A 25,045-nucleotide genomic window follows, 5' to 3' on the forward strand; every position below is an offset into this window, starting at 1 on the left:
AACAGCCGCCAAAGTAGCGTTTTTTACACCAATTGTCCAGATTGAAATATTTCTATAGGAACTTAATTGGGCTTGCTGCCGCGCAGCAGCCTGAGGCCGTTCGCCACCACCAGCAGGCTGGCGCCCACGTCCGCAAACACGGCCATCCACAGGGTGGCCATGCCGGCCAGCGCCAGGCCGAAGAACACGGCCTTGATGCCGATGGCAAAGCTGATGTTTTGCACGAGGATGCTGCGCGTGCGCTGGCTCAGGCTGATGAACTCGGGCAATTTTCCCAGCTCATCGTCCATCAGGGCCACATCCGCCGTTTCGATGGCCGTGTCGCTGCCGGCCGCACCCATGGCAAAGCCGATGTCCGCCTGGGCCAGGGCCGGCGCGTCGTTGACGCCGTCACCCAGCATGGCGACCACGCCGAACTGCTGCTGCAGGGCCTTGATTTCGTCCAGTTTGTTTTCCGGCAGCAATTCCGCCTTGACCAGGCCCACGCCCACCTCGGCGGCGATGCGCTGCGCCGTCAGCAAGTTATCTCCCGTCAGCATCACGGTGGTCACGCCCAACGCATTCAGGCGGGCAATGGCAGACGCCGCCGTCGGGCGCAGCACGTCGGCCACGGCGATCACGCCCAGCGCGCCCGCCGAGGTGGCCAGCACCATGGCCGTGTAGGCTTGCTGCTCCAGCCGCGCCAGGATGGCTTGCAATTCCGGCGTCAGCGCATTCAATTCCGCCATCAGGCGGGCATTGCCCAGGTAATACGTCTGTCCATCGATGCTGCCGCGCACGCCGCGCCCATGCAGGGCGGCAAACTGGGTCACCGGCAAGTGGCTGCTGGCGGGCGGGCCCGCCTTGACGATGGCGGCGGCCAGCGGATGGGCCGAATTGGCGTCCAGGCTGGCGGCCAGCAGCAGGATGGTATCGCGGTCGCTGCCTTCCAGGGCCACCACGTCCGTGACGGCCGGCTTACCCATGGTCAAGGTGCCCGTCTTGTCGACAGCGATGGCCTTGATGCGGTAGCCCGTTTCCAGGAATTGCCCGCCTTTCACCAGGATGCCGCGCCGCGCGGCCGCCGTCAGGCCGCTGACCACCGTGACCGGTGTGGAAATGACGAGCGCGCACGGGCAGGCTATCACCAGCATCACCAGCGCCTTATATACCCAGGCCATGAACGGGGCGCCGAAAAGCAGGGGCGGCAGCACGGCCACGAGGATGGCGAACACGACGACGGCCGGCGTGTAGTAGCGGGCGAAGTTGTCGACAAAGCGCTGCGTGGGCGCCTGCTTGCCCTGGGTTTCCTCGATCACCTTGACGATTTTCGCCAGGGTGCTGTTGCCGCTGTTGGCCGTCACGGTGACGTCGAGCAAGCCCCGCTCATTGATGGTACCCGCATACACGACGTCGCCCACGGCCTTGTCCACCGGCATGCTTTCACCCGTGATCGGCGCCTGGTTGACGGACGACTCGCCGCTTTGCACGATGCCGTCGAGGGCGATGCGTTCGCCCGGTTTGACACGCATCACCGTGCCGATGGCTACCGTGGAAACGCTCACTGGCCCCCAGGCGCCGCTGGCGTCGGCAACGGTTGCCGTATCGGGCGCCAGTTGCATCAGGCTTTGCACGGCATTGCGCGCGCGGTTCAGGGACAGGCCTTCGATCAGCTCGGCAATGGCGAACAGGAAGATGACCATGGCCGCTTCCGGCCACTGGCCAATGGCGATGGCGCCGAACACCGCCAGGCTCATCAGGAAATTGATATTCAGGGTGAATGTTTTCAGGGCAATCCAGCCCTTTTTCAGGGTCGGCCAGCCGCCCGTAGCGATCGACAGCAGAGCCAGGGCGATGACGAGGGGCGAACTGTCTTCGTGCGTGGTCCACGCCAGCGCTTCGGCACCCGCCGCCGCCAGGCCGGACACGACCAGCAAAGCCTTTTGCAGGCTGCTCAGGCTGCCTTCGGCCGGATCGCGCGCGACGACCGCGTCCGCTTCCATGGGAATGGCCTGCATGCCGATGCCGTGCAGGGCCGCTTCCACCGTGGCCAGCGAGGGCAGGGTGTGGTGCACGTCCAGCACGCGGTTCATCAGGTTGAAATCGAGGCCCACGACGCCGGCCATATTGGCCAGCTTGTTGCGGATCAGCCGTTCTTCCGTGGGGCAATCCATGTTGGCGATGCGGTATTTGGCCGTGCTGGCGCCGTCGATGGGCGCGCTGGGCAGGGCGGGCGCGGACGGGGCGGCAGGCGCGGACGAGCACGCATGCTGGCTGGAACAGCAGCTGGCCGCCTTGGGCGCAGGGCTGGGCTCGTGCACGTGCTCGTGGTCATGCTTGTGGTCCTGCGCGTGGTTATGGCTATCGTGCGGCATCGCATCATCCTTCAGGATTCGTGTATGCTTCCATTAGAAACCCTGTAGCCGCTACAGGGTCAAGCGGAATTTGCAAGTTGGAATGAAAAAGGAGATGCCATGCGTATCGGAGAACTGGCCAAACGGACAGATTGTGACGTGGAAACCGTGCGTTACTATGAAAAGGCGGGCTTGCTGCAGGAACCGGGCCGCAACAGCGCCGGCTACCGCGAATACCGGGAAGAGCACCAGGAACGGCTGCAATTCATCCGCCATTGCCGCTCGCTGCAGATCGGCTTGACGGATATCCGCGCCTTGCTGGAATTTAAGAACAACCCGGCAGAAGGCTGCCAGAGCGTCAATGAATTGCTCGATCACCATATTCTGCGCATCGCCGAGCAGATGGCCAATCTGCAAACCTTGCAGCAGCAACTGGTGACCTTGCGCCACCAGTGCGACCAGCCCAAGCCGTCGCAAGACTGCGCCATCCTGCAAAACCTGTCCGAGGCGGCCAGCGGCCACGACTGCGCTTGCCATACCGAACTGCATTGACGATTGCTTCATGCCGAAACTGTTTTCCAAGAGCACTTTACTGACCTTGTCGTTGTTGTCGCTGCTGTCGCCCCTGAGCCATGCCGCCGATGCGCCTGCTGCAGCCGGCCACTACCTGATCCTGTACGCCGCTCCCGGCGTGCCGCAGGACGATGACCCGTACACCTGGAGCACGGCCGGCGGCAAGCAGCTGGCGCAAGGGGTGACGAAGGCGGACGGGCGCGCCTATCTCAAGGGAGAGGAGGGCGAAGAACACTATGTGCTGAAAACCGTCAGCATGCGCTGGCAACTGAAGGTAGCCGCCCAGTGCTGGCAGGGCGCGCCCGACGCCTTCCTCGGATGCGTGCAACTGGGCAAAACCACGAGCCGCTATGACGAAGAGCAAGAAATGCTCAAGCTGGCGGAGCAGCAGAAAGAGGTGAGGATGCAGGCCAGGATTGCCGCCTACGCGGTGGCGGCCCGGGCCAACGACGATGAACTGGCCTGGCTGGGCCGGCTGCCGCCGAGCTGGACCCTGGACGGCTACGGCAAGCGCCTGCTGGGCATCGGTGACAAGATCGCCCGGCACATCGCCGACGCAGTCCCGCAGGACGGGCCCGATGCGCGCCAGTTCGTGTGCCGCGCCCCCGCCTATTACGGCCCCGTGCCGGAGCAGGCCTTGGTTGAAGCGTGGATGGCCTTGCCGGGCGACGCGCGCACCTTGCGTACCGGCCCTGCCTGGGATGCGCTGGTGGCGGCCGGCGGAAAAGGCAACTGGATGGCGCGCCTGGAACTGTATTATGCCTTGTCCAACGGCAAGGTCAGCGAATTGAGCCTGCTGGAACAGTACCGCATCGTGCAATTGATGGAATGGCTGCACAAGAACAGGGTCGGCGGCCTGTACAGCTACTTCAGCGCCGCGATCCCGGCAGAGCCGGGCAGCAACCACAATGCCGCCTGGCGCAGGCAAGACCAGGTTTTCCTGTATTCAGCCCTGCTGGGCGATTACCATCAGCAATACCGCATGGGCAATGTCTTGCAGCGGGATGCGGATCCCGCGCTGGTGGCGGCAGGCAAGGCCATGCAAGTCTGCGCCCAGGCCGCCATGCCGCACCGGCGCTAGCGGGATAGCAATGGCGGGCCGCCATCGCCCAGCCGGAAAGCGTCGACCACGCGCAATAGATCGTGCGCCTGGTCCTGCATGCTTTGCGCGGCGGCGGCCGACTGTTCGACGAGGGCGGCATTACGCTGGGTCAATTCATCCATTTGCGTGATGGCATTGTTGACTTCCTCGATACCCTTGCTCTGACGCTCGCTGGCCGCCGTGATGTCGTTCATGATCTCCGTCACTTGCTGGACGGACGCGACGATGTTGCCCATGGTGCGCCCGGCGCTGTCGGCCAGCTCGCTGCCCGTTTCTATCCTGGCCACGGAATCCTCGATCAATTGCTTGATTTCGCGCGCCGCCGTGGCCGAGCGCTGCGCCAGGCCCCGCACTTCCGTGGCGACGACGGCAAAGCCGCGTCCCTGTTCGCCCGCGCGCGCCGCTTCCACGGCCGCGTTCAAGGCCAGGATATTGGTCTGGAACGCAATGCCGTCAATGACGGCAATGATGTCGACGATGCGCCCGGAACTGGCCTTGATCGAGCCCATCGTCTCGACCACCTGGCCCACCACGCGGCCGCCTTCCAGCGCCACGTGCGACGTCGACAGCACCATCTGGTTGGCCTGGTGCGCATGGCTGGCGTTCTCGCGCACGGTATCCGTCAAGGCATGCATGGACGATGCCGTTTCCTGCAAGGAATGGGCTTGCGACTCCGTGCGGGCCGACAAATCCGCATTGCCCAGCGCGATTTCGCTCGCTTCCACCGTGATGGTGGAGCCTGCCTGGCGTATGTCGCCCAATAAGGTGTTCCAGTTTTTCAGCACGGTGGCCAGGGCCCGCGACAGCTTGCCCACCTCGTCGTCGTCCCGTGCATCGATGCGCGTGGTCAAGTCGCCCGCGGCCAGGCTTTCGGCGGCGCGGCAAGCCTCGTCGATGGGGCCCAGCACGGAGCGCGCCACCCAAGTGGCGATCAGGGCCAGCAGGGCAAAGCCGATGGCCATGGTGCCCAGCGACAGCCAGCCGGCGCGCTGGCCCGCATTCTTGGTGTCCTGCAATGCATCGGCAGTGTGGCGGTCGAGGTTGAACAGCACCTGGCGCAGCTGCCCGCGCACTTGCTGGTAATGCGTGGCGGCATTCTGCATCGCGGCCACGCCCGTGTTCGCATCCATCGAGGCCAGGTCCAGCGCCTGCGCCACGCTGCTGCGGTAGCGTTCGAGCCCCGGCAACGCCTGGCCCGCTTCCGTGGCGGCGCCCGAGAACTTCTTGAGTTCCGTCAAGCCTTGCGCGATGGCGTTCAGCTGGCTATCCGTTTGCGTGCCGAATTGCTTGAACTGCTCGTCCGACAGGCTGGCGGCGATGGCGATCTTCGCATACACATCGGCATGCACCTGTCCCAGGGCAATGGCTTGCTGGTTGGCAAGCCGCTCGGCCGTCAAGGTGACGTCTTTCAATTCGCGCATGCGCTGTTCGTTTTGCTGCATGGCGAAATACGACAAGGCCCCCATGGCCAGCAGGCAAGCCAGCGCGACCACCGGGACGATCAACATCTTCTGCGCGATTTTCATCGGAGCCCCTATCGTCAAGAGAGCGGAAAACCATCCCGGCGCCGGCGGCGCGAAGGCTGGCTACAGGTAGATGCCGCCGCAGACGACGGTCTCGGCCAGCTTTTCGCAATACATCACCTTGGGCTCGATCTTCTTGTTTTCCGGATTCGTGAATTTGTATTCCTGCCAGAACGTGCCCTTGCTCCTGGCCAGGTCGACTCTTTCCTTGACGAAGGCCTTGCCATCGATATCCTTCAGGTCGATCAAGTTCTTGCCCACCATTTTCGGGTTGGCGCCATGCGCGACGACGCTTCCATCGAGCTTGTAGACGACCAGGTACAGGTCGTGCAGGATGAATTGCGGCGACTTGGCCGTGATCTCGCCATACGCCTTGGCGTCGCCGGCGCTCTTGATGTAGGCCACGCCTTTCTTGACCATGGCTTCGGCGTCGGCGCGCGTGGCGCCGCCTTCCGCGGCGCTGGCCGCGCCCAGGGGCAGGGCGGCCACGGCGATCGACAGGTAAAGGGCGGGGGCGAACTGGGGCATGAGAGTCTCCTTCAAATGGCGGCTGGGGGAGCCGGCAAGGAAGCGGCGCCGCATGCGGTGCCTATCGGAGTGCCGACGGGTCATGGTAGCGCGATGCCAGCGGGCATACACTGGTGCAACAGACTTTTTTTGAATGGGGCGTTTTTGCAACGTCGCGCGCGCCATGCCGCAACGCGGTTTTCAGAGGGAAAAGCGCGCTGCAGGCTATCGACAAGCTAGTGTGGCGCGGGCGCCGCGCTACCAGTCGGCCGGGTCTTCCGCCGCCGCGCGGGCCAGATCGTCGCGCCAGTCCTGCTGTACCAGCCGGTAGATATCGGCAAAGAAGGCGCGCGGGTCGGCCATTTCATCCCATCGACAGGGCAGGGCATGCGTGCTTTCGGGGTCATGTTCGAGGATGGCCTGGAAATCGTAGGCGGGGTCTTGCAGCGCCTGCGCCAGCACGGCCACCAGCGCGTGGCGGTGGCGGTAGCCGAGTTCCTTGTATTGCGACGTGATGTCGCGCCGTATCAGCGCCGCGCGCTGGGCAGGGTCGTTCATGTCCCAGCCATCGAGCTCCACGCCCAGAGTTTCTTCACGGTCATACACGTCGAAAGGACCGAGGAAATGGTGCAAGGTGGGAACGTAGAGGGCATCGCTCCAGGGGCCGCGCAGTCCTTTTTGCTGTTGCATGGTGACGTTCCTTTTACGCGCACTCGGGCAAGGTCCAGCCTTCGTAGCCCAGGTCGGTGGGATAGATGGCACGGTTCTGGCCCCAGCGCGCATAGTCGAGGATGCCGTCTTCGTGCATGTCCAGCACCCATTCTGTGCTTTCCAGCAAGGTTCCATCCTTGTGGTAGACGCGGAAGAAGGTTGTCGTGCTCAGCGCGCGCACGATGTTTTGTGGTACGCCATCGCCGTAGTGGGGCACATAGGTCTTGATCACGCACGTGCCCTGGTCGTTCCACTTCTGGGCATACACGGTGGCATTGCGCGCCGCGCTTACCTTGATGAACAGCCAGCCTGCCAGCACGATGGCGAACAGGATGGCGGCGGCGATCAGGCCGGTTTTCTTGAGTAGCTGCATGAGGTCATGGCATGGCCGAAAACGAAGTTGCCGCATTGTATGTCAAGAGCAGAAATACTTGCCGTACAGCACGTACGGCAAGTATTTCCCTGCGTACTGCTGTCTTACTGCAGTCTATTTCGCCAGCGCCGCGTGCAAGGCGTTTGCCATTTCCAGGTGATGTTGCAATGCCGGTAAGGTCTTGGCGGCAAAAGCCTTGATGTCAGGGTCGCTGGCCTTCTGGCTGGCATCCGTAAACAGTTTTACAGCGTCCTTGTGCGCGGCCACGCCGATGCTGGCCGCATATTCCTTGTCGAATTGCGGGCCTTCCAGGCGGCCCAGCTTGTCGATTTGCGCCTTGTGTTTCGCGGCCGGCTGGTCGCTGACCTCGATCTGCTTGCTGCTGGCCAGCTGTTTCAATTCCTCCGCCACTGTCGTGTGGCCGCTCACCATGGCGTCGGCGAATTTCTTCACCTCCTCATTGCTGCTCTTGCTTTGCGCCACTTTGCTGGCAGCAATTTCCGTGCTGCCAGCATCGGCGGCCTTGCTGAGGAATTGCCTGTCGTAAGCGGCGGGTACGGCGGCGGCAATGCTGCTGATGGCGATGCCGCTCAGCAGCGCCACGGCGGCGCCGATGGCCACGCTTTTCAGGGAAGGCGTACGGGAGCTGGTGGTGGAGATGGGCATGGGAAATCCTTTCAAGTGTGGTTTTTTCTGTAAGCTGATGACAATGTTAAGCCACCGGCCTGCGCACACGAATAGGACCGTCGCGGCCATGCCCGTAGGACTAGTCCTGTTCGTTAGCGCACAATTCGACCTGTTTCAGGGCAAACAAGGCAGCGATGCCCGCATCGCGGCGCCAGGCGGGCATGCCGATATCGAGCCATTGCGCCATCGCTTCCAGGTGGGAGGGTTCCGACACGCTGTGCTCGAGCTCGTCGAGTACCGTTTCCCGGTCGATATACAGGCTGTCCAGCCACGCGTCGAACGAGGGCGCCAGTTCGATGAAACCGTGGGCGCGCTTGCCCGTCCACTCCGGCAACTCCTGCACATAGGCCAGCACGCGGCCGCCGCCGTCTTCCGTCAGGTCCAGGTAGACCATGGAATTGCCGCCATCGCGGGCGAAGGGCAGGATTTTCGGGGGCATGGCCGTGTGCTGGCGCGCCGCGCGGATTTCGCCCACCAGGGTTTCATCGCAGAAATCGCCTTCGTCGGCGCTGAAGAAGGTATTGAAGCCCATCTTTTCCACGCCGCCATTACCGTCCGGCACATCGCAGGTGTAATCGAACCAGGCGCCGTTGGCCGCCTGCAGGAAAGCCAGGAAGGCGGGCGGCAGCGGGGCTTCCAGCAGGGTTTCGATGGCGGCGATCTGCTGCGCCGTGGGCGGCGGCTTGGCGCCCTCGATGGCCAGGTGGCGGTATTGCGTGTAGTAGTTAGCGATTGAATGGTTCATTGATTATCCTTGTATATGCACTGGCGCCGTATCGTCGCAGCCTGTCTCCACCTTGGCCAGCGCATCGACGAGGCCGGCGCGCAGCACGGCCATCGAGCGGGCCTTGTCGTCGATCTGGGCAATTTTAATTTCCAGCATGCTCCGCTTGGTGGCCGCATCGAGGGCATTTTCCTGCCAGACGGCGATCACTTCAGCGATTTCCTTCAAGGTAAACCCCAGGGCCTTGGCGTGGCCGATCAGCTCGATGCGCCGCAAGGCTTGCGCCGAATATTCCTTGTAGTTATTCGTCATGCCTGGCTGCGGCGCTTCGTCCAATAAGCCCTGGCGCTCGTAGAAGCGCACCGTGTCCTTGCTGACGCCCGTCAGGCGGGTGATTTCACCGATGCGCATGTTTTTTGACTTTCTATTCATTTGTGGAACGCGAAAAATGTGCAGGGCAAGGCATGTGCAACGCAGGCATGCGCACTTTTTTACGTTCCACGCTTGACCGTGGACTAAAGACCACAGTTTACAGTGAAATCCTCTTCACTACGATTCAATTGCCATGACCGCCTTCAACTATACCAATCAAACCGTGCTGATCACGGGCGCCTCGTCCGGCATCGGCCGCGTCTTTGCGGAAACCCTGGCCGCGCGCGGCGCCCACTTGCTGCTGCTGGCCCGCTCCGGCGCCGTACTTGATGCGCTGGCGGCCGACCTTTCCCGGCGCCACGGCATCCGCGCCCATGCGCTGGTGGCCGACCTGGGCTTGCCCGGCGCCGCGCAGGACGCCCATGCGCAGGCGTGCGCGCTGGGCATGCCGCCCGATGTGCTGATCAACAACGCGGGTTTCGCCACGCATGGCCGTTTCGAAAACACCGATCTGGCGCGCCAGGGGCTGGAGGTCACCGTCAATTGCACGGCCCTGATGGAATTGACGCACTGCGCCTTGCCGCACATGCTGGCCCAAGGGCGGGGCGCCATCATCAACGTGGCATCCACGGCAGCCCTGCAGCCCGATCCCTACATGGCGGTTTACGGCGCCAGCAAGGCGTTCGTGCTGTCGTTTTCGGAAGCGCTGTGGGCGGAAAACCGCCGCCGCGGCGTGCGCGTGCTGGCCCTGTGCCCGGGCGCGACGGACACGCCCTTCTTCGACGTGGTGACCGCGCCCGAAGCGGCCGTGGGCAAGCGCATGGCGCCGCAAGCCGTCGTCGATGCAGCGCTGCGGGCGCTCGACCGGGGCCGCAGCAGCCACGTGGCGGGCAGGCCCAACCGGCTGCTGGCCTGGCTGCCGCGCCTGCTGCCCCGCCAGACCGTGCTGGGCATCGTGGAAGGCATGCTCAAGCCGAAAACGGCGTAGGCATCAGAACGCCATGGTGGCAAACATGGCCAGCACGGCCGTCGCCATGACGGCGGTGGACAGCCAGCCCAGCGCCCGCAGGCGGCGCGAAATGGTGAGCGAGCCCATGATGGCGGGGCGCGACGCCATCACCATCATCAGGGCCATGATGGGCACGGAAATGACGCCGTTGATGACGGCGCTCCAGTACAGGGCCTTGATGGGGTCGAGCGGCGTGAAGCACAGGGCCGCGCCGATCACGGTGGACGTGACGATGATGCCGTAGAACTTCTTGGCGGCCCGGGGCGCCAGTTCCAGGCTGCTTTTCCAGTGAAAGGCGCCGGCCATGGCATAGGCGGCAGAGCCGGCCAGCACGGGTATGGCCAGCAAGCCCGTGCCGATGATGCCCAGGCTGAACAGGGCAAACGCGAACTCGCCCGCAATGGGACGCAGGGCGGAAGCGGCCTGGGCCGATGTGTCGATATGCGTGATGCCTTGCGCGCCCAGGGTCACGGCCGTCGTCAGCATGATGAAGAACGCCACCAGATTGGAAAAGCCCATGCCGATGGCCGTGTCCATCTTGATGCGCTGGAACTGCCGTGGCGCCTGCTCGGGCGTGCGGCGCAAGGCTTGTGCACTGGAATCGGCCTGCAAGTCTTCCACTTCCTGCGATGCCTGCCAGAAAAACAGATAGGGGCTGATCGTGGTGCCGAACACGGCTACGATCATGGTCACCGACGCGGCGGACCAGGCCAGCTGGGGCCAGACGGTGCGCAGCGCCACTTCGCCCCAAGGAATATGCACGGTCAGCACGGTGGCCACATAGGCAAGCAAGCCCAGGGTCAGCCATTTCAGGATGCGCACGTACTGTTGATAGGGAATGAACACTTGCAGCAGCAGGGACAGCAGGCCGAAGCCCACGGCGTACGCGTGGGGCGGGCCGCCGATGATCAGGGTCAACGCATCGCCCATGGCGGCCACGTCGGCGGCGATGTTGATGACATTGGCCAGCAGCAGCAAGCCGACGATGGCGTACAGCAAGGAGCGGGGATAGTGGCGGCGGATATTCGTCGCCAGCCCATGGCCGCTGACGCGGCCTATCTTGGCGCTGATGACCTGGATGCCCAGCATCAAAGGGAAGGTCAGGCACACGGTCCACAGCATGCCGAAGCCGAACTGGGCGCCCGCCTGCGAATACGTGGCGATGCCGCTGGGGTCGTCGTCGGCCGCGCCCGTGATCAGGCCAGGGCCCAGCTTGCCCAGCCAGGTGTCGGACGGGGCTGCGGGCTGTTCGCCATTTTTCCCGGTTGGCATCTAGGCCGCCTGTTTTTGCGCCACGAAGGCGGCCGTCCGGTAGGGCACGCTGATGCTGTCCCGGTCCCGCAAGGCCGGTTCCGAGGCGACCAGCTGGCGGATCTCCTCGTCGATGCGCTGGCGCTCCTGCGGCGGCAGGGCGGCGATAAAACTGGTCGAGCGCACGCGGTTGAACAGCACGTCTTCGGCCGTGCCCGTATGCTCCTGGGAAAATTGTGTTTCCTGCAAGGGCGCAAAGCCCGCGTGGGGGAAGGCCTGGCGCCAGGCGCCCGTGTAGTAGCGGGGCGTGTCGCCTTCGGCCCGGTTGACGATGGCGTCGAGCCTGGCTACCCAGGGCACGCTGGCGTCGCGCAAGTTCCACACCAGGCCCAGCCTGCCGCCCGGCTTGAGCACGCGCAAGATCTCATCGAGCGCCGCCGGGGTGGCGAACCAGTGAAAGGCTTGCGCGCAGACAACGGCGTCGACGGATGCGTCGGGCAAGGGAATGGCCGTTGCCGTGCCGGACAGGGCCTGTACTTGCGGCAAGGCTGCGGACAGGGTCGCCAGCATGGCGGGCACGGGTTCCACGGCGATGACGGTGGCGCCCGTGTCCAGCAGGCGCGGCGTGAACTTGCCCGTGCCGGCGCCCAGGTCCAGCACGCTGGCGCCCGGCGCCAGGCCCAGGCTGTCCTGCAGCCAGGCCGACACGGCGGGTGGATAATCGGGCCGGCCCTTGACGTAGGTGGCGGCCGCCGTGGCGTAGCCGTCGGCTGCCGCGTGATGGATATTGCTGCTCATGCATGACTCCCAGGCGTGGTCGTGGCATGAGCGTAGCAGATTACGCAGGGAACAGGGTGTCAGTAGCGCGCATCCGTGGGTTTGCCGCCCTTCGGCCAGTCCTTGACCTTGTCGGGGAAGTCGGGGCGCGGCATGTGGGTGAAATACTCGGCCACGTCGACGGCATCCTGGTCGGACAGGTTGCCCTGGCCCAGCGGGAATTTCTGGCCGTGGCCCATCACCATATTGGCCTTGACGAAGCCGGCCGCCGTGTAGGTGCGGGCCATGCCGGCGCCGATGTTGAACGAACGCTCGCCCCACAGCGGCGGGAAGGCCACTTCGCCGTTGGCGCCCCGGATGCCGTCGCCATTCGCGCCATGGCAGACGGCGCATTGCTCCACATACACCTTCTTGCCACGCACGGGGTCGGGCAGCAGCGCGCGGTCGATCTTGGCCACGCCCCGTCCCGGCACCTTGTCGTTCGCTTGCGTGGCGCCCTTCATCCAGTCGATGTAGGCGACCATGGCTTGCAGGTCGGGACCGTCCACGGGCAGCGGCTTGCCGTGCATGGAGCGGCGGAAGCAGCCGTTGATGCGCTCGCCCAGGCTGATGACCTTGCCGGCACGGGGCGCTTCCGACGGGAAGAAGGCGGAAATGCCGAGGAAGGGCGAACCGTTGGCCACGGTGCCGCCGTTCAGGTGGCAACTGCTGCAATTGAGGTCGTTGCCCACGTTGTTCGGCAGGCGCGCGCGCGTTTCCGTCATCAGCTGCATGCCGTGGATCAACTGGCTGGCATTCGGATCGGCCGACAAAGCCGCAAAGCGGGGCGTGACGAAACCGCCAGCATCCGGCGCCTTGAGCTTGAGCTCCTTGCGCACCCTGGCGATCTGCGCTGGCGTGACGGGCGCGCCGTGGTTGCCCCATTTGCCGCGCACGAAGGTGAGGATTTCCGCCAGTTCCGCGTCCGACAGGCGGTCATACGACGGCATGCCGAACGAGCGGGGCGAATGCTGCGTGACGGCCGACTGCCAGCCCGTCAGCGCGATATGGATGACGGTAGTGGCGTCCTTCGACTGCACGGAATCGTTCTGCGCCAGCGGCGGGAAGATGTTTTCCACGCCGCGGCCGTCGCGGCGGTGGCAGGTGGCGCAAAACTGCAGGTAGCCCAGGCCGCCGCGCGTGTTGTACAGCGCATCGTTGCTGGCCGCGACAGCAGGCGCCGGTTTAGCCTGCGGCACTGGCGCGCCCGGTTTGGCTGGCAAGCTGTGCAGGTAGTGCGCCAGCGCATCGAGGTCGCCGTCAGTGAAATACTGCGTGCTGTGCGTGATGACTTCCGTCATGCTGCCGGCCGCAGTGCCGAAGCTGTTGCGGCCCGTCTTGAGCAATTGCACGATGTCGGCCGGCGTCCACAGCTTGCGCAGGTTGACCGCATGCCAGCCGTCGAAAGTGAAGCCGGACAGGTAATGCTTGCCGCTGCTGCCATCCTGGCCCATGGTCTTTTCCTGGAAAGCCACGCCGCGCGGCGTGTGGCAGGAGCCGCAATGGCCGAGGCCCTGGGCGAGATAGCTGCCCCGGTTCCAGACGGCCGACTTGGCGCTGTCGGGCTTGAACGGCGCATCGTCGAGGAAGACCGCATTCCACAAGGACAAACCCCAGCGCATGCTGAACGGCCATTTCATGTCCGTTTCGCGGTTTTGCTGCGCCACGGGCGCCACGCCCCGCTGCAGGTAGGCGTACAGGGCCTGCATGTCGTCGGGTGTGATCTTCGCGTAGGAAGGGTAGGGCATGGCCGGATACAGGTTGTGGCCGTCGGCCGCCACGCCCTTGCGCATGGCGCGGTCGAATTGCGCGAACGAGTAGCTGCCCAGGCCCGTCTTCGCGTCGGGCGTGATATTCGTGCTGTAAATGGTGCCGAAAGGCGTTTTCAGCTCCAGGCCGCCCGCCATGGGCGCGCCGTTCGGGCTCGTGTGGCAAGCCACGCAGTCGCCCAGGCGGGCGACGTATTCGCCGCGCTTGATCAGTTCGGCCGAGGCGGCGGGCGTGGCGGCAGGCGCGGCCCGGGCGCTGGCGCAGCAGGCCAGCAAGCCCAGGACCAGCAAGATAAGCGCGAACCAGGTAGTTGTCAGGAAGAAAGTGACGCGATGGCGGTGCGAACCGCGAGGGGGGATGGAAATGGCGTTCATGGTGACCCTTTATTATTGGGGCCAAGCTTACGCATTCGCCGCCATGGCGAAAATTGGGAGTTTCTTTCGATCGACTAGGTAATTTTGCCTAGTGCATCACGGCAAAAATTCGTGTATGCCTGCGCGCGGCGCACCGGCAGGCGCGCATGGCAGACACCGTGCACGCCTGCCCGTCACCGCCGGCCTGCTTCACGCCATGTGCGCATACTCGGGCAGCGAGATGGCATCGGCCTTGGGCGTCAGGAACTTCGCCAGGATGGACTTCACAACCGGCACATTGCTCATGCGCAGCAAGGCATGGCCAACGGCGATCCCGGCGCGCGAGTGCGGGGAAGCGAGGCGCGGCGCGAACTTGGGCACGTTCTGCGCCTGGTCCACATACGGGCGCATGATCGCTTCATACGCGGCAAATGCCTGCGCGTGATCGTCGTGGCGTCCCAGCTCCCCCGCCAGCACGTAGGCGCCGCACATGCCCAGGCTCGTCCCCATGCCGCTGATGGGCGAAGCGCAATAGGCGGCGTCGCCCACGAGCGCAATGCGGCCTTTCGACCAGCGCGCCATTTTTACCTGGGAAATCTGGTCGAAATACAGGTCGGGAGTGTCATCCAGGGCCGCCAGGATGCGCGGCGTCTCCCATTTGAGGCCGCCAAATTTCTGCTTCAGCAGGGTCTTCTGCTCGGCAGGCGACAGCTTTTCGTAGGCGCTGGGTGCTTCCTGGAACGACAGCAGGGCGCGCGTGGTGCCCAGGTTATCGGGACGCAAACATACGCTCAGGCCGCCAGGGGCATTGAACCAGCGCATCTGGCGCGCATCGCCGGCTGCGCGGGGGATGGTGAAATAGGCCGTGTAGAGATCGAACGAGCGGCGCCTGACTTCGTTGCCGAACACCAGCTTGCGCGTGTGCGAACCCACGCCTTCGGCGCCGATGACGAGATCGAAGACCTGTTCGCCGCCTTGCTCGAAGCGCACCTTGACGCCATGGGGCAATTCCTCGAGCGCGGCGATGCTGTCGCCAAAGCGGTAGTTCACCGTGCTGCGGCCATGCTCGATCAGCAACTTGGCCAGTTCCCCGCGTAAAATTTCCAGCTCGGCCACGGGACCGTTGCCGCCGAACGCCCCGATGCCGATTTCCGCCTGGGTGCGGTCATGTTCGTCGACAAACTTGATGCCGTCCTCATGCGTGCTTTTGGAACGGATGGCGCTTTCGAGCCCCATGCGCTGGGCCACGATCTTGCCTGCGCCCCGCACGTCGATCGTTTGTCCCCCATCGCGAAATTCGGGCGCCCGCTCGACCACGGTGACGTCCATGCCCTGGCGCGCCAGCCAGAAAGCCAGGGTGGGGCCGGCGACACTGGCGCCCGTTACGAGGATTTTTCGTTTGTTTTTCATTTTGTTTTCTTTTCTGATGGGGTTGGCAACGTGGTCCGGTAAACCGTGATCACTTGCTGGAGAAAATGTTCGATCGTCGTGCGTTCGTCCGCCGACAGGGCGCCCAGCACCGCATCCAGCCCATCGAGCATGGGTGCGATATGCCGGTACGTCTGGGCCACGGAGGCCGGCACGGGATGGACGAGAACGCGGCGCTTGTCATCCTGCTGGCGTACGCGCGTCACGTGGCCGGCCCGTTCCAGGCGGTCGATGACGAGCGTTACGCCCGCCGTCGTCACGGCAAGGCGCGCGGCCAGCTCATTGGGCGACAGGGGACCATGCGTGATCAACTGCTCCATCAGGGCCAGGTCCGTCTGGTTGATGCCCATCGCGGTGCCCAGTTGCTGGGCCGTTTCGCGCGTCAGGATCGCGATATCCTGCAGCTGGCGGCCGATGATGTCCCCGGCGATGTGCATGCCGCGCGGATCTTCCGCGGAAAATGATTCAGTGTGTGAAGGCTGGTCATGCATGGTTTACCTCGAGGTCGGATTTTGCAGCAGTGGGAAAAAAGAAGGTCACGCCCATGAAGGCGATGAGTATGAAGGCCTGGATCGTCAATGCGGCGCCCAAGGCCAGGTCCGGCGTCATGGCGGGATGGGCGGCAAAAAATGCGCCGCTGAACAGGGCCACGCCTATCGACGCGGCAATCGATTGCACGGCAGACAGCACGCCCGAGCCGGAACCGATCTGCCTGTCGTCCAGCGACGCCAGAATGATACTGAACAGGGCAGCGATCACGAGACCGGCGCCGATACCGCAGACCAGCATGCCTGGAACTATCTGCCATGCAGAAAATGCCGCCGTCTTGCCCAGTTCAAATTGCAGCAGTGCCACGCCGGCCAGCTGGATGCCGGCCCCCAGTTGCAGCACCTTGCGGCCGAAGCGGGCCGCCAGGAAAGCGCCGCTCAGGGTGGCCCCGCACGCGGTGCCCACAGCGAACGGCAGGTTGGCGATACTGGCTTCGCCTGCCGTCAATCCATGGCCGATCTGCAAGAACAGCGTCAGCACCAGCTGCATGCCGACCAGCGAGCAAAAGAACAGGGCGATGCCGGCCAGTCCCGCCGTGTAGGCGGGGCGCCCGAAGATCGACGTCATGATGAGCGGCGTCTGCCCCGCGCGCACTACCGCCGACTGGCGCAGGCCGAACAGGCCCAAGCCCAGCACGGCCATCGCGATGGCGGGCCATCCCCAGGCTGGCCATGCTTGCGCCTCGCCCAGCGGCAAGACCAGGAGGATGGAAGACAATACCAGCAGGCTGGCGCCGATGGTGTCGATCTTGACAGACGGGTCGCCCGCACGCCGGGGCAGGTAGCGCCACGCCACGAGGAAACACGCGATGCCGATCGGAATATTAATCAGGAACATGGTCCGCCAGCCGAGGCCGAACAAATTCGATTCGAGCAGCATGCCGCCCAACACGGGGCCCAGTATGCCCGCCAGGCCCAGGATGGGGCCAAAGATGCCGAACACCTTGGCCAGGTCCGGACCGCTGTAGTTTTCACGCAGCAGTCCCAAACCTTGCGGCAACAGCATGGCACCGGCCAGCCCCTGCAGCAGACGAAAGGCAATCAGGAATGCAATGGTCGGCGCCACGGCGCATAGCAGCGAGGCGATGGAAAACGCGGCCAGGCCCAGCAGGAACATGGCGCGCCGGCCGAAACGGTCGCCCAGCCGGCCGCCGAGCACCAGGCCGGCGCCCAGCGCAAGCGCATAGCCGCCGATCACCCATTGCATCTGGGCGGCGCTGGCGCCCAGCGTCTCGATCAAGGCCGGACCACCGACGTTGACGATGGTGGAGGCGGCAAGGTCCATGATTTCGGAAACGATCATGACAAGTAAAATGGGCCAGCGAGGCAGTGCAGCAGTATTCATCTCGAATTAATAGCTAACTTAGTTAGTGATAAAGCGAGACAGTATACGGATTTTTGATCGCTGTCAATGCGGCGGGGCGGCGGGCCCGCGCGTCAAACGGGCTTGCCGTTCCACTCCATGATGCGCTCGCGCAGCCAGCGGTGCGCCGGGTCCAGGTGCATGCGCTCGTGCCAGACCATGGCCATGTCGTAATCGGGCAGGGCGACGGGCGGCTCCCAAGTGCGCAGCGCGCCCAGCGCGTTCTTCAGCAGGCGCGACGGCAGCAAGGCCACCATGTCGGACTCTGCCAGCAGGGGCGGCACGATGAGGAAATGGGGCACGGACAGCACCACCTTGCGCGTGCGCCCCAGCTGTTCCAGCGCCGTATCGACGCTGCTGCGGAAACCGCCTCCATTGGGCGAGACGACGATAAATTCCAGCGCGCAAAATTGATCGAGATCGGGCGCTGTCTGCAGCAGCGGGTGGCCGTGGCGGCCCGCCAGCACGTAATGCTCGGTGAACAGGGTGCGGTGGCGCAAGCCGGGCGGCGCTTCTTCCTGGGCCAGAAAACCAAGGTCGACCTGGCCGCTTTCCAGCTCTTGCGCCATGCGCGCCGGCACGGCTTCAAACACGGCCATACGCGACAGCGGCGCCTGCGCGCGCAACGATGGCAGCATGGGCCGCAGGATCGCATATTCGGCGGCGTCGGCCGCGGCCAGGTTCCAGCGCACGTCGGATGTGGCCGGATCGAACGCCTGTTCCGGCTGCAAGACTTGCTCGAGCTGGGCCAGCGCGGCTTGCAACGGTGCGAACAGGGACAGCGCGCGCGCCGTGGGCAGCATGCCGCGCGGACCGGGCAGCAGCAGCGGATCGTCGAAGGCGGCGCGCAGCTTGCCCAGCTGCACGCTGACGGAAGGCTGGCTCAGGTGCAGCCGCGCGGCCGCCCGCGTGACGTTGCGCTCGATCAGCAAGGCATTCAGGGTCAGCAGCAGGTTCAAGTCCAGCTTGTGCAAATTGTTCATGGCTATACCTTGTATATCAACTATTCATTTCCACTATGATAGCGCAAGCCCTACAGTGGTTCCTGTACTTTCCATTCTTCACCTTTTACAGGAACTAACTGATGCAACTCCATGAATATACAAGCTTTGATGGCCTGGGCCTGGCCCAGCTGCTGCGCGATGGCAGCGTCTCGGCAGCCGAATTGCAGGACGCGGCCGTGCGCGCCTGCGCCGCCGTCAACCCGCAACTCAATGCCGTGGTCGAGCTGTGGCCGGCGGATGTTTCAGCCATCGACCGCACAGTCAGCACTGCGCCGTTCGCGGGCGTGCCGTTCCTGATCAAGGATGTGGCCGTCACGATGGCGGGCAAGCGCAGCGAAGCGGGCAGCCGCCTGGGCGCCGGCCATGTGGCCACCTTTGACTCCCATCTGATGACGCAGTTCCGCCGGGCGGGACTGGCGACCTTGGGCCGCACGAGCACGCCGGAAATGGCATTCGCCACCACCACGGAACCCGTGCTGTACGGCGCCACGCGCAATCCGTGGAACCTGGCTTTGAGCGCGGGCGGCTCCAGCGGCGGCGCGGCGGCGGCCGTGGCGGCCGGCATCGTGCCGCTGGCCCATGCGACGGATGCGGCCGGTTCCATCCGCGTGCCGGCCGCGTCGACGGGCTTGTTCGGCTTCAAACCGAGCCGGGGACGGGTGTCGAACGGCCCCGCCATGGACGAAATCTTCAGCGGCCTGGGCGTGCAGCTGGGCGTGAGCCGCACGGTGCGCGACAGCGCCGCCTTGCTCGATGCCGTGCAAGGCATCTTGCCGGGCGAGCCGTATGTGACCGGTGCGCCCGGCCACAGCTGGCTGTCGCAGGTGGGCGTGGCGCCCGGCAAGCTGCGCATTGCCGTGCAACGGGCCGCCTGCAACGGCGCCCGGCCCGTGCCCGCCATCGACGCCGCGCTGAACGACACCGTGCGCCTGCTGGAAAGCCTGGGCCACCACGTGGAAGAAGTGCCCGCCGCGCTGGGCGTGTCGTGGGCAGCGTTCGTGCAGGCCAATGCCAGCATCTGGTGCGCCAACCTGGTGCCGTGGATCGATGGCCTGGCGCGCGAAAGCGGGCGCGCGGTGTCGCTCGCGACCCTGGAACCGGCAACCCTGGCTTGCTACCGCCATGGACAGACGGTGTCGGCCGTCGATTTCGTGGCCGCCCTCGACGTGCGCAACACGGTCACGCGCCACGCCGGCGCCATGTTTGGCCAGTACGACGTGCTGCTGACGCCCACCTTGCCGGACTTGCCGTGGCAGCTGGGGCGCTATGGCGAAAAGGAGGAACAGCTTGACGGTGTTGGCTGGACGGCGCGCCTGTTCGAACACTCGCCGTACACGCCGCTGGCCAACGTGGCGGGATTGCCGGCCATGTCCGTGCCGCTGGCGCAGTCGCCCGATGGCATGCCGATCGGCATGCAATTTATGGCGGGCTATGGAAACGATGGCGCCTTGCTGCGCCTGGCGGGACAACTGGAGCGGGCGGCGCCGTGGGGGCAGCGGCGCCCGCCCGTCTGGGCGGGAAATTAAGAACGGCGCTTACAGGGAGGCGAGGCGGGCCGCGCCGCGGCTTGCCAGGCGAAAGCGGGCTTTTTCCCACAGCCGGTCGTGGAAGGGCAGGACGATCACGTTGCAGATCGGCTCGACCACGGCCAGCAAGCCGCCGAAGGCCATGGAGCCCGTGGCCCAGTACATGACGCCGAAAGCCACGCCCATGTGCAGGGCCGTCTGGCTGAGCTTTTCGCCGGCCACGGCGGCAAAGCCCAGGCGGCTGGCCGCATGGCGGCGGCGGATCGCGTGCCAGGCTTTTTCATGCCCGGGCAGCAGTGCAACGTTGATGATCGGTTCGATGATTGCGGCCAAGCCACCGAGCGCCAGGGACCCCGTCAGCAAATAGGCGAGGCCAAAGGCAATCGACATGTGCGTGCAGACCTGGCTGAATGTTTTGATCGCTGTAAACAAGGGATGCTCCTTTCTGTTGAAATCGCTTATCCTTGAAGTAGATAGTAACGATTCTCATTTACAAAAGGAAGTAAAATATTTCAACTGACCCCATAGATTGAGGCTATGGTTTGAGAAATATCAATTGCCCCTGCTGCGGGCACCTCTTGCCGCCGCCATCGCCGTCAGCGTATCGCCGTCGCCTGCGACCAGACGGCTTGCCAGCATCCATCGCGCCGCTCATAGCTATCGATATGCCAGTAGCGTGCCCGTGGCACGGCCTGGCCGGCGAAATGGATTTCAAGCTGGGCCTGATAGCGCAGGACGGCTGCATCGCCATGCAGGCGCACGGCGATCTCGCCCGGCTCCCAGCTCAGATAGCGCATGTGGCCTGCCGCGATGGCGCCCAGGTATTCCTCCCGGGACAGCATGCTGCCGATCGGCGTGACCAGCTGGAAATCATCGGCATGCAGGGTGCGCGCCAGCGCCAGGTCGCCATCGACCAGCGCCCGCAGGCGGCACCGTTCGATCTCGCGCAAATGCTCCGTCTGCTGCAAGGCCGTGTGGCGGCAAGAGTTCTGCTCCATCATCATCCATCCTTCCTGAGGGAAATTGACACTTTGACGCAATTTGTCCAAAAGCCATGTTGACACTATATACTCTAAGTGTCAACATGCCCGCATGTCACTCCACACCCTGAAAACCCAGCGGATACTCGATGCGGCGCTGGCCGTGTTTTGCCGCTACGGCTACCGCAAGACCTCGATGCTCGACATCGCACAGGCGGCCGGCATGTCGCGCGCGGCGCTGTACCTGCACTTCAAGAACAAGGAAGACGTGTTCCGCGCCGGCTCAGAACGGGCCCATGCCACCGTCATGGCGCAGGTGGCAGCGGCGCTGGCCGAAGCCGGTCCCGTCTTCACGCGCATCGAAACGGCGCTGCTGGCATTCCAGCAAGGCTTGATGGCGGAAATTTCCGCCAGCGCCCATGGGCAGGAATTGTTTGACGCCAACATGACCCTGGCCGCCGACATCACCTTGCACGCGCGGGCAACGCTGGCGGCATCGCTGGCCGGCGCACTGGAACAAGCGGAAGCGGCGGGCGATATCGCGCTGCGCCGGGTGGACGCGACTGCCGCGCAGGTGGCCGCCCTGCTGGTCGCCGCCATGGAGGGTATCAAGCACACGCAAGGGGGAGGGGAGGCGTTGCGCCAAGGCATGGCGCTGCACACGCGCCTGCTGGGCGCGGCGCTGCTGCGCATGTGAACCGCGTGGCTCCCATGCGCAGCGGGGCCAAGGCTGTTACGGCAGGGTTTTCAGCACATTCTTCGTCGGCACGGAGAAGTTATAGCCATCGTGGCGGTCCCAGTTGATCGACCACGTCATCACGCCGCGGAAGTCCGGATACGCCTGCAGCGGCTTGATGGTGCCGCAATTGAGCAGGCGCGTCAGGCAATTGAGGGCATTGCTCACGTCGGCATTCGTCGTGAAACCCGACCCGGCCGAGCTGCGGCCCGACGGTACGCCAAAGCCCACCTGGTCCGGACGCAAGCCTGCAAAGGTATTGCCGCCATAGTTGAACCCTTCGATCAGCATGCGCGCCGTGGCCACCAGTTGGTCGGCCGAGCCCGCCTTGATGGCGCCCGTGGCGTACGGCGTGTAGATGTCGCCATTGTTGTAGTACTGCGGATGCAGCACCGTCAGCTCGCTGCGCAAGGCGTTGATGATGGGAATGTAGGCGCCCCAGATGCTGCCGTAGCTCGTATATCCGCCCTCCACGTACACCCATTCCGGCGCCATCGACAGGTAGAAACTGTTGCCGACCTTGGCTTTCAGGTTTTTCACGGCGATCGGCAGATAGGTCTGGATGGCCGCGCCTTGCGCCACGCCGTTTTCCAGGTCGAGGTCGATGCCGTCGAAGCCATACTTGGTGATGATGGCGTACAGGCTGTTGGTGAAATTCGTCGCTTCGGCCGTGTTGCCGACGGAAACGGAACCGTTTTGTCCGCCCAGCGACAGGATCACTTTCTTGCCCTTGGCCCGCTTGGCCGCCACGTCGGCGATGAACTGCGCTTCCGTACCCGCACCCGGATCGATGGTCAGGCTGACATTGCCGCCGCCCGCGTTGTCGCCAAACGAGACGACGATCACGTCCCAGTCATCGCTGACCTGGCTGATCGGATAGGTGGCGCCGCTGGGGTTGGTGAAGTTGTGCCAGTAGCCGATCAGCGCGTGCTTGGCCAGGCCCGTGGGGGTAGGCGTCGGCGTTGGTGTAGGAGTTGGTGTCGGTGTCGGAGTTGGCGTAGGTGTCGGAGTTGGAGTTGGAGTTGGGGTTGGCGTAGGTGTTGGGGTCGGAGTTGGCGTAGGTGTCGGCGTGCCGCAGTCTCCCACCGCCGTCCAGGGCTGGCCGCTGCCGGCGCCGCCGCTGCTGGTCGATGGGTTATTTCCTTGTGTCCACCAGTTGGCCGTGTAATTGACGTTGTTGTAGCTGGCCTGGCCGCCGCCGTTGTAGGCAGTGGCGCTATTCCATGGCGTGTAGCAAGCCACCGCTGCGGTCGCTCCCGCCAGCAGCTGGCTTGCACCTGCGCTGGACCCGTCGCTGCCGCCGCCGCAGGCGGCCAACGTTCCGCCGAAAAGGGTAATGATCATGGTATTCATGACTGTCCGGTTCATTGCATCTCCTTGTGTGTTTTTATATGGCCAGACGGCTGGACACCGTCCGCTGTTTCAGAGTGCAAGCATTGCAGGTGGTAGTCAACTGGTTTTATTCTTTGCGCGAAATCACAATACCAGTTGCCATCTGGTCCCATCAGAAGGGCGGCGCGGGCCATACCAGTGGCTGTTTTCTGGCGCGCTGGTATGGTGTCCGGATTAGCGCCAGGGGCAGGGCGGGGAAGGGAGGAGGACGCCGTGCGGCGGCGCACGGCCGCTACGGCGCGGTTTCCTTGCGCAAATCGGCATGGGACACGCGCGACAAGTCCAGCAGCAGTTGCGTCAAGGCCACCGTCTGGCGCTGCATGAGGCGGTAGTCGAGCTGGGTCACGGTGTCGATGCCATAGTCGAGCAAATAATACGGTTGCGCCATGTAATGCAGCGTGGGAATGGACTGCGCGGCCTGGAAATACCGGCCTTCGTCAGGCCAGCCGGCGTGCTGCGGGCCGGATTTGCTCGACGGCAGCACGAACGCGGGTGCTGCGTCGGCCTGTTTCAGCATGACGTAAGACGCATCCATCAGGGCGGGCGTGCGCGGCGAAAACAGGGCGGCCGGCTCGAACCTGCCCGTGGGATGCAAATAACCATTGCTGTCGGGCAGCACTTCCAGCGCACCCAGGTGCCCGACGGCCAGCATCGCAGCCATGCGCTGCGTCAATCCATCGTCCTGGTGGCGCTTGAAAAACTGCGTGATGCCCACGCCACCCGCGAAATGGCCGCTCGTCAACAGCAGCATGACGCTGCGCGGCAGGCTGTCCTGCGGCAGGCGCGCCAGGTACTGGGCCATGTCGACGATGGCGTTCGCCCCATTGTCGTCCAGCCCGTTCGGGCCATCCGTGTGGCTAGCCAGCACCATCAATTCCTCGGACTTGCCGGGGATGATGCCGATCAAATTGCGCGTCTGCACCTGCCGCACGGTGGCAGCCATGGTCAACCGCAGGACGGGCGCCTTGCCCGCCAACACTCGGTCGCGCAGGCGCTGGCCCCGATCGCGGTCGATAAACACGCCGGGCAACTGGCGCACTACGCCGTCGTGGGGCGCATATAAGCCATCCGCCGCCATGGACGGCGTATCGAGAATGACGATTACACCTGCCGCACCGGCCGCCTGCAGGCTGTCCAGCAGGGCGATGAATGGCTGCAGCCTCTGGGACGGGCGCGCATACGGCGTGTCCGGCCCCATGGCATGGTCCGGATCGTGGATGTGGACGGCGGATTGGTGGAAAACCTGGCCTGTCCACGCCACCTTGGGCATCTCGACAAGCACCAGCTTGCCCGCCAGGCTGGCATCGGGCGGGCCATTTGGCGCCAGATAGACGATGCGTCCTGTAATGCCGGACGGCGGCGTCACGCCCGAATACGGAATGTAGCCAGCCGTGGGCAGTACGCCGGATCTGTCGTCATCGACCACGTCCAAACCCCAGTTTTCCGCTTCCACCGACCATTGCCGGAAGCTGAAAGGCTCGAAGCGCAGCTGTTTGACACCGGCGCGCGCCAGGCGTTCCTGCAGGACGTCGATATACGCTTCATGCCGCGGCGATCCCGTGGCGCGCAGGCGACGCTCGTCGAGGTCGACTTGCCAGTCCACCAGCTGTTTTCTGGACAGAAATTGCGTAGCATCGACCGTCATGGCAGCCGACGGCGGCAGGGCGCGTGCAGGCCAGGGGCCGGGCTTGCTGGCGCAGGCGGACAAGGCGGCCGCGATGGCCAGCGCGCTGGCAGGGGACAGGCAGCGACGGCGCGGCGGCAAAAACGCGGTGCGTGGAGGCGCTGCGATCATCGGGATTTGATGTTAAGGTTTTTCATTCGAAATAGCCGATAAAGGATTGATTTCATGGTGAATTTGATAGACGTTGCAGACCATGACAAGCTTGTCACGGGCGGCAATTTACCACGAGACCAGGCGATTGGCCGGCACGCATCACCAGGCGATATCCTGTTTTCAAGCG

General features: G+C 64.4%; 24 protein-coding genes. 5 read left to right on the plus strand and 19 right to left on the minus strand.

Annotated elements, in window-relative coordinates; translation table 11 throughout:
• Nucleotides 1-62: 62 nt before the first annotated feature.
• The gene (locus tag VPH41_RS10200) at nt 63-2,354 is read right to left on the minus strand and encodes a heavy metal translocating P-type ATPase (protein ID WP_328569903.1); all 2,292 of its coding nucleotides are present in this window, start codon (nt 2,352-2,354) and stop codon (nt 63-65) included.
• Between the two features lie 99 nt (nt 2,355-2,453).
• Between VPH41_RS10200 and cadR the strand changes: the two genes are divergently transcribed.
• Nucleotides 2,454-2,885: a Cd(II)/Pb(II)-responsive transcriptional regulator gene (cadR, locus tag VPH41_RS10205; RefSeq protein ID WP_152255756.1), complete on the plus strand. Its 432-nt coding sequence runs from the start codon at nt 2,454-2,456 to the stop codon at nt 2,883-2,885.
• A 10-nt stretch (nt 2,886-2,895) separates the two neighbouring features.
• A complete protein-coding gene (locus VPH41_RS10210; RefSeq protein ID WP_328569904.1) occupies nt 2,896-3,987 on the plus strand; it encodes a hypothetical protein in 1,092 nt (363 codons plus the stop codon).
• Here the strand turns inward: VPH41_RS10210 and VPH41_RS10215 are convergent.
• The 7 genes from VPH41_RS10215 to VPH41_RS10245 form a co-directional block, all read right to left on the minus strand.
• Nucleotides 3,984-5,534, minus strand: a complete 1,551-nt coding sequence (locus tag VPH41_RS10215; protein ID WP_328569905.1) for a methyl-accepting chemotaxis protein — start codon at nt 5,532-5,534, stop codon at nt 3,984-3,986. The two genes, VPH41_RS10210 and VPH41_RS10215, sit on opposite strands and share 4 nt — an antisense overlap.
• A gap of 60 nt (nt 5,535-5,594) precedes the next feature.
• On the minus strand, nt 5,595-6,059 hold the full coding sequence (locus tag VPH41_RS10220) for a cache domain-containing protein (protein WP_328569906.1): 465 nt from the start codon (nt 6,057-6,059) through the stop codon (nt 5,595-5,597).
• Nucleotides 6,060-6,296: 237 nt separating this feature from the next.
• Nucleotides 6,297-6,728 (minus strand): hypothetical protein, encoded by a 432-nt coding sequence (locus VPH41_RS10225; RefSeq protein WP_328569907.1) that lies wholly within the window; start codon nt 6,726-6,728, stop codon nt 6,297-6,299.
• Between the two features lie 13 nt (nt 6,729-6,741).
• Nucleotides 6,742-7,122 (minus strand): hypothetical protein, encoded by a 381-nt coding sequence (locus VPH41_RS10230; RefSeq protein WP_287772030.1) that lies wholly within the window; start codon nt 7,120-7,122, stop codon nt 6,742-6,744.
• Nucleotides 7,123-7,236: 114 nt separating this feature from the next.
• On the minus strand, nt 7,237-7,788 hold the full coding sequence (locus VPH41_RS10235; protein WP_328569908.1) for a DUF4142 domain-containing protein: 552 nt from the start codon (nt 7,786-7,788) through the stop codon (nt 7,237-7,239).
• Between the two features lie 100 nt (nt 7,789-7,888).
• Nucleotides 7,889-8,554 (minus strand): SMI1/KNR4 family protein, encoded by a 666-nt coding sequence (locus VPH41_RS10240; protein WP_152255762.1) that lies wholly within the window; start codon nt 8,552-8,554, stop codon nt 7,889-7,891.
• A 3-nt stretch (nt 8,555-8,557) separates the two neighbouring features.
• Nucleotides 8,558-8,944 (minus strand): MerR family transcriptional regulator, encoded by a 387-nt coding sequence (locus VPH41_RS10245; RefSeq protein ID WP_328569909.1) that lies wholly within the window; start codon nt 8,942-8,944, stop codon nt 8,558-8,560.
• Between the two features lie 154 nt (nt 8,945-9,098).
• Between VPH41_RS10245 and VPH41_RS10250 the strand changes: the two genes are divergently transcribed.
• Nucleotides 9,099-9,893, plus strand: a complete 795-nt coding sequence (locus VPH41_RS10250) for an SDR family NAD(P)-dependent oxidoreductase (protein ID WP_328569910.1) — start codon at nt 9,099-9,101, stop codon at nt 9,891-9,893.
• Nucleotides 9,894-9,896: 3 nt separating this feature from the next.
• Here VPH41_RS10250 and VPH41_RS10255 read toward each other — a convergent pair whose 3' ends face one another.
• The 7 genes from VPH41_RS10255 to VPH41_RS10285 all read right to left on the minus strand — a co-directional run bounded on the left by VPH41_RS10255 (nt 9,897) and on the right by VPH41_RS10285 (nt 18,426).
• Nucleotides 9,897-11,186: an NRAMP family divalent metal transporter gene (locus VPH41_RS10255; RefSeq protein ID WP_328569911.1), complete on the minus strand. Its 1,290-nt coding sequence runs from the start codon at nt 11,184-11,186 to the stop codon at nt 9,897-9,899.
• Entirely contained in the window at nt 11,187-11,963 is a 777-nt protein-coding gene (locus tag VPH41_RS10260; protein ID WP_328569912.1) for a class I SAM-dependent methyltransferase, read from the minus strand. It abuts the gene before it with no gap.
• 59 nt (nt 11,964-12,022) lie between these two features.
• Nucleotides 12,023-14,125, minus strand: coding sequence for a c-type cytochrome (locus tag VPH41_RS10265; protein WP_328569913.1), 2,103 nt, complete (start codon nt 14,123-14,125; stop codon nt 12,023-12,025).
• Between the two features lie 189 nt (nt 14,126-14,314).
• Nucleotides 14,315-15,514, minus strand: a complete 1,200-nt coding sequence (locus VPH41_RS10270) for an FAD-dependent monooxygenase (protein ID WP_328569914.1) — start codon at nt 15,512-15,514, stop codon at nt 14,315-14,317.
• Nucleotides 15,511-15,969: a MarR family winged helix-turn-helix transcriptional regulator gene (locus VPH41_RS10275; protein ID WP_328569915.1), complete on the minus strand. Its 459-nt coding sequence runs from the start codon at nt 15,967-15,969 to the stop codon at nt 15,511-15,513. Before VPH41_RS10275 ends, VPH41_RS10270 begins: the two co-directional genes overlap by 4 nt.
• Before the next feature lie 46 nt (nt 15,970-16,015).
• Nucleotides 16,016-17,383 (minus strand): MFS transporter, encoded by a 1,368-nt coding sequence (locus tag VPH41_RS10280; RefSeq protein ID WP_328569916.1) that lies wholly within the window; start codon nt 17,381-17,383, stop codon nt 16,016-16,018.
• Between the two features lie 134 nt (nt 17,384-17,517).
• A complete protein-coding gene (locus VPH41_RS10285) occupies nt 17,518-18,426 on the minus strand; it encodes a LysR family transcriptional regulator (protein WP_328569917.1) in 909 nt (302 codons plus the stop codon).
• Nucleotides 18,427-18,527: 101 nt separating this feature from the next.
• On the opposite strand from VPH41_RS10285, the gene VPH41_RS10290 reads away from it, so the two are divergent.
• On the plus strand, nt 18,528-19,973 hold the full coding sequence (locus VPH41_RS10290; protein WP_328569918.1) for an amidase: 1,446 nt from the start codon (nt 18,528-18,530) through the stop codon (nt 19,971-19,973).
• Between the two features lie 9 nt (nt 19,974-19,982).
• Here VPH41_RS10290 and VPH41_RS10295 read toward each other — a convergent pair whose 3' ends face one another.
• Nucleotides 19,983-20,405: a DUF2061 domain-containing protein gene (locus VPH41_RS10295; RefSeq protein ID WP_152255770.1), complete on the minus strand. Its 423-nt coding sequence runs from the start codon at nt 20,403-20,405 to the stop codon at nt 19,983-19,985.
• Between the two features lie 164 nt (nt 20,406-20,569).
• Complete coding sequence (locus VPH41_RS10300) at nt 20,570-20,974, minus strand: nuclear transport factor 2 family protein (RefSeq protein WP_328569919.1); 405 nt, start codon at nt 20,972-20,974, stop codon at nt 20,570-20,572.
• Nucleotides 20,975-21,065: 91 nt separating this feature from the next.
• Between VPH41_RS10300 and VPH41_RS10305 the strand changes: the two genes are divergently transcribed.
• A complete protein-coding gene (locus VPH41_RS10305) occupies nt 21,066-21,650 on the plus strand; it encodes a TetR/AcrR family transcriptional regulator (protein ID WP_152280955.1) in 585 nt (194 codons plus the stop codon).
• Between the two features lie 36 nt (nt 21,651-21,686).
• Here VPH41_RS10305 and VPH41_RS10310 read toward each other — a convergent pair whose 3' ends face one another.
• Nucleotides 21,687-23,033, minus strand: coding sequence for a chitinase (locus VPH41_RS10310; RefSeq protein WP_328569920.1), 1,347 nt, complete (start codon nt 23,031-23,033; stop codon nt 21,687-21,689).
• 280 nt (nt 23,034-23,313) lie between these two features.
• Nucleotides 23,314-24,876, minus strand: coding sequence for a PA domain protein (locus tag VPH41_RS10315; RefSeq protein ID WP_328569921.1), 1,563 nt, complete (start codon nt 24,874-24,876; stop codon nt 23,314-23,316).
• Between the last annotated feature and the right edge of the window lie 169 nt (nt 24,877-25,045).

Origin of the sequence: Janthinobacterium sp. P210006 (assembly GCF_036231885.1) — a bacterium.
Taxonomy (GTDB): domain Bacteria; phylum Pseudomonadota; class Gammaproteobacteria; order Burkholderiales; family Burkholderiaceae_D; genus Janthinobacterium; species Janthinobacterium violaceinigrum.

Bases quoted from the DNA above. Each gene is read 5' to 3' on its own strand.
- VPH41_RS10300 (WP_328569919.1), bottom strand. From the start codon at position 20,974: ATGATGGAGCAGAACTCTTGCCGCCACACGGCCTTGCAGCAGACGGAG.
- VPH41_RS10255 (WP_328569911.1), bottom strand. From the start codon at position 11,186: ATGCCAACCGGGAAAAATGGCGAACAGCCCGCAGCCCCGTCCGACACC.
- VPH41_RS10290 (WP_328569918.1), top strand. From the start codon at position 18,528: ATGCAACTCCATGAATATACAAGCTTTGATGGCCTGGGCCTGGCCCAG.
- VPH41_RS10285 (WP_328569917.1), bottom strand. From the start codon at position 18,426: ATGAACAATTTGCACAAGCTGGACTTGAACCTGCTGCTGACCCTGAAT.
- VPH41_RS10310 (WP_328569920.1), bottom strand. From the start codon at position 23,033: ATGATCATTACCCTTTTCGGCGGAACGTTGGCCGCCTGCGGCGGCGGC.
- VPH41_RS10260 (WP_328569912.1), bottom strand. From the start codon at position 11,963: ATGAGCAGCAATATCCATCACGCGGCAGCCGACGGCTACGCCACGGCG.
- VPH41_RS10240 (WP_152255762.1), bottom strand. From the start codon at position 8,554: ATGAACCATTCAATCGCTAACTACTACACGCAATACCGCCACCTGGCC.
- VPH41_RS10210 (WP_328569904.1), top strand. From the start codon at position 2,896: ATGCCGAAACTGTTTTCCAAGAGCACTTTACTGACCTTGTCGTTGTTG.
- VPH41_RS10315 (WP_328569921.1), bottom strand. From the start codon at position 24,876: ATGATCGCAGCGCCTCCACGCACCGCGTTTTTGCCGCCGCGCCGTCGC.
- VPH41_RS10200 (WP_328569903.1), bottom strand. From the start codon at position 2,354: ATGCCGCACGATAGCCATAACCACGCGCAGGACCACAAGCATGACCAC.
- VPH41_RS10245 (WP_328569909.1), bottom strand. From the start codon at position 8,944: ATGCGCATCGGTGAAATCACCCGCCTGACGGGCGTCAGCAAGGACACG.
- VPH41_RS10235 (WP_328569908.1), bottom strand. From the start codon at position 7,788: ATGCCCATCTCCACCACCAGCTCCCGTACGCCTTCCCTGAAAAGCGTG.
- VPH41_RS10215 (WP_328569905.1), bottom strand. From the start codon at position 5,534: ATGAAAATCGCGCAGAAGATGTTGATCGTCCCGGTGGTCGCGCTGGCT.
- VPH41_RS10265 (WP_328569913.1), bottom strand. From the start codon at position 14,125: ATGAACGCCATTTCCATCCCCCCTCGCGGTTCGCACCGCCATCGCGTC.
- VPH41_RS10275 (WP_328569915.1), bottom strand. From the start codon at position 15,969: ATGCACATCGCCGGGGACATCATCGGCCGCCAGCTGCAGGATATCGCG.
- cadR (WP_152255756.1), top strand. From the start codon at position 2,454: ATGCGTATCGGAGAACTGGCCAAACGGACAGATTGTGACGTGGAAACC.
- VPH41_RS10270 (WP_328569914.1), bottom strand. From the start codon at position 15,514: ATGAAAAACAAACGAAAAATCCTCGTAACGGGCGCCAGTGTCGCCGGC.
- VPH41_RS10230 (WP_287772030.1), bottom strand. From the start codon at position 7,122: ATGCAGCTACTCAAGAAAACCGGCCTGATCGCCGCCGCCATCCTGTTC.
- VPH41_RS10250 (WP_328569910.1), top strand. From the start codon at position 9,099: ATGACCGCCTTCAACTATACCAATCAAACCGTGCTGATCACGGGCGCC.
- VPH41_RS10220 (WP_328569906.1), bottom strand. From the start codon at position 6,059: ATGCCCCAGTTCGCCCCCGCCCTTTACCTGTCGATCGCCGTGGCCGCC.
- VPH41_RS10305 (WP_152280955.1), top strand. From the start codon at position 21,066: ATGTCACTCCACACCCTGAAAACCCAGCGGATACTCGATGCGGCGCTG.
- VPH41_RS10280 (WP_328569916.1), bottom strand. From the start codon at position 17,383: ATGATCGTTTCCGAAATCATGGACCTTGCCGCCTCCACCATCGTCAAC.
- VPH41_RS10225 (WP_328569907.1), bottom strand. From the start codon at position 6,728: ATGCAACAGCAAAAAGGACTGCGCGGCCCCTGGAGCGATGCCCTCTAC.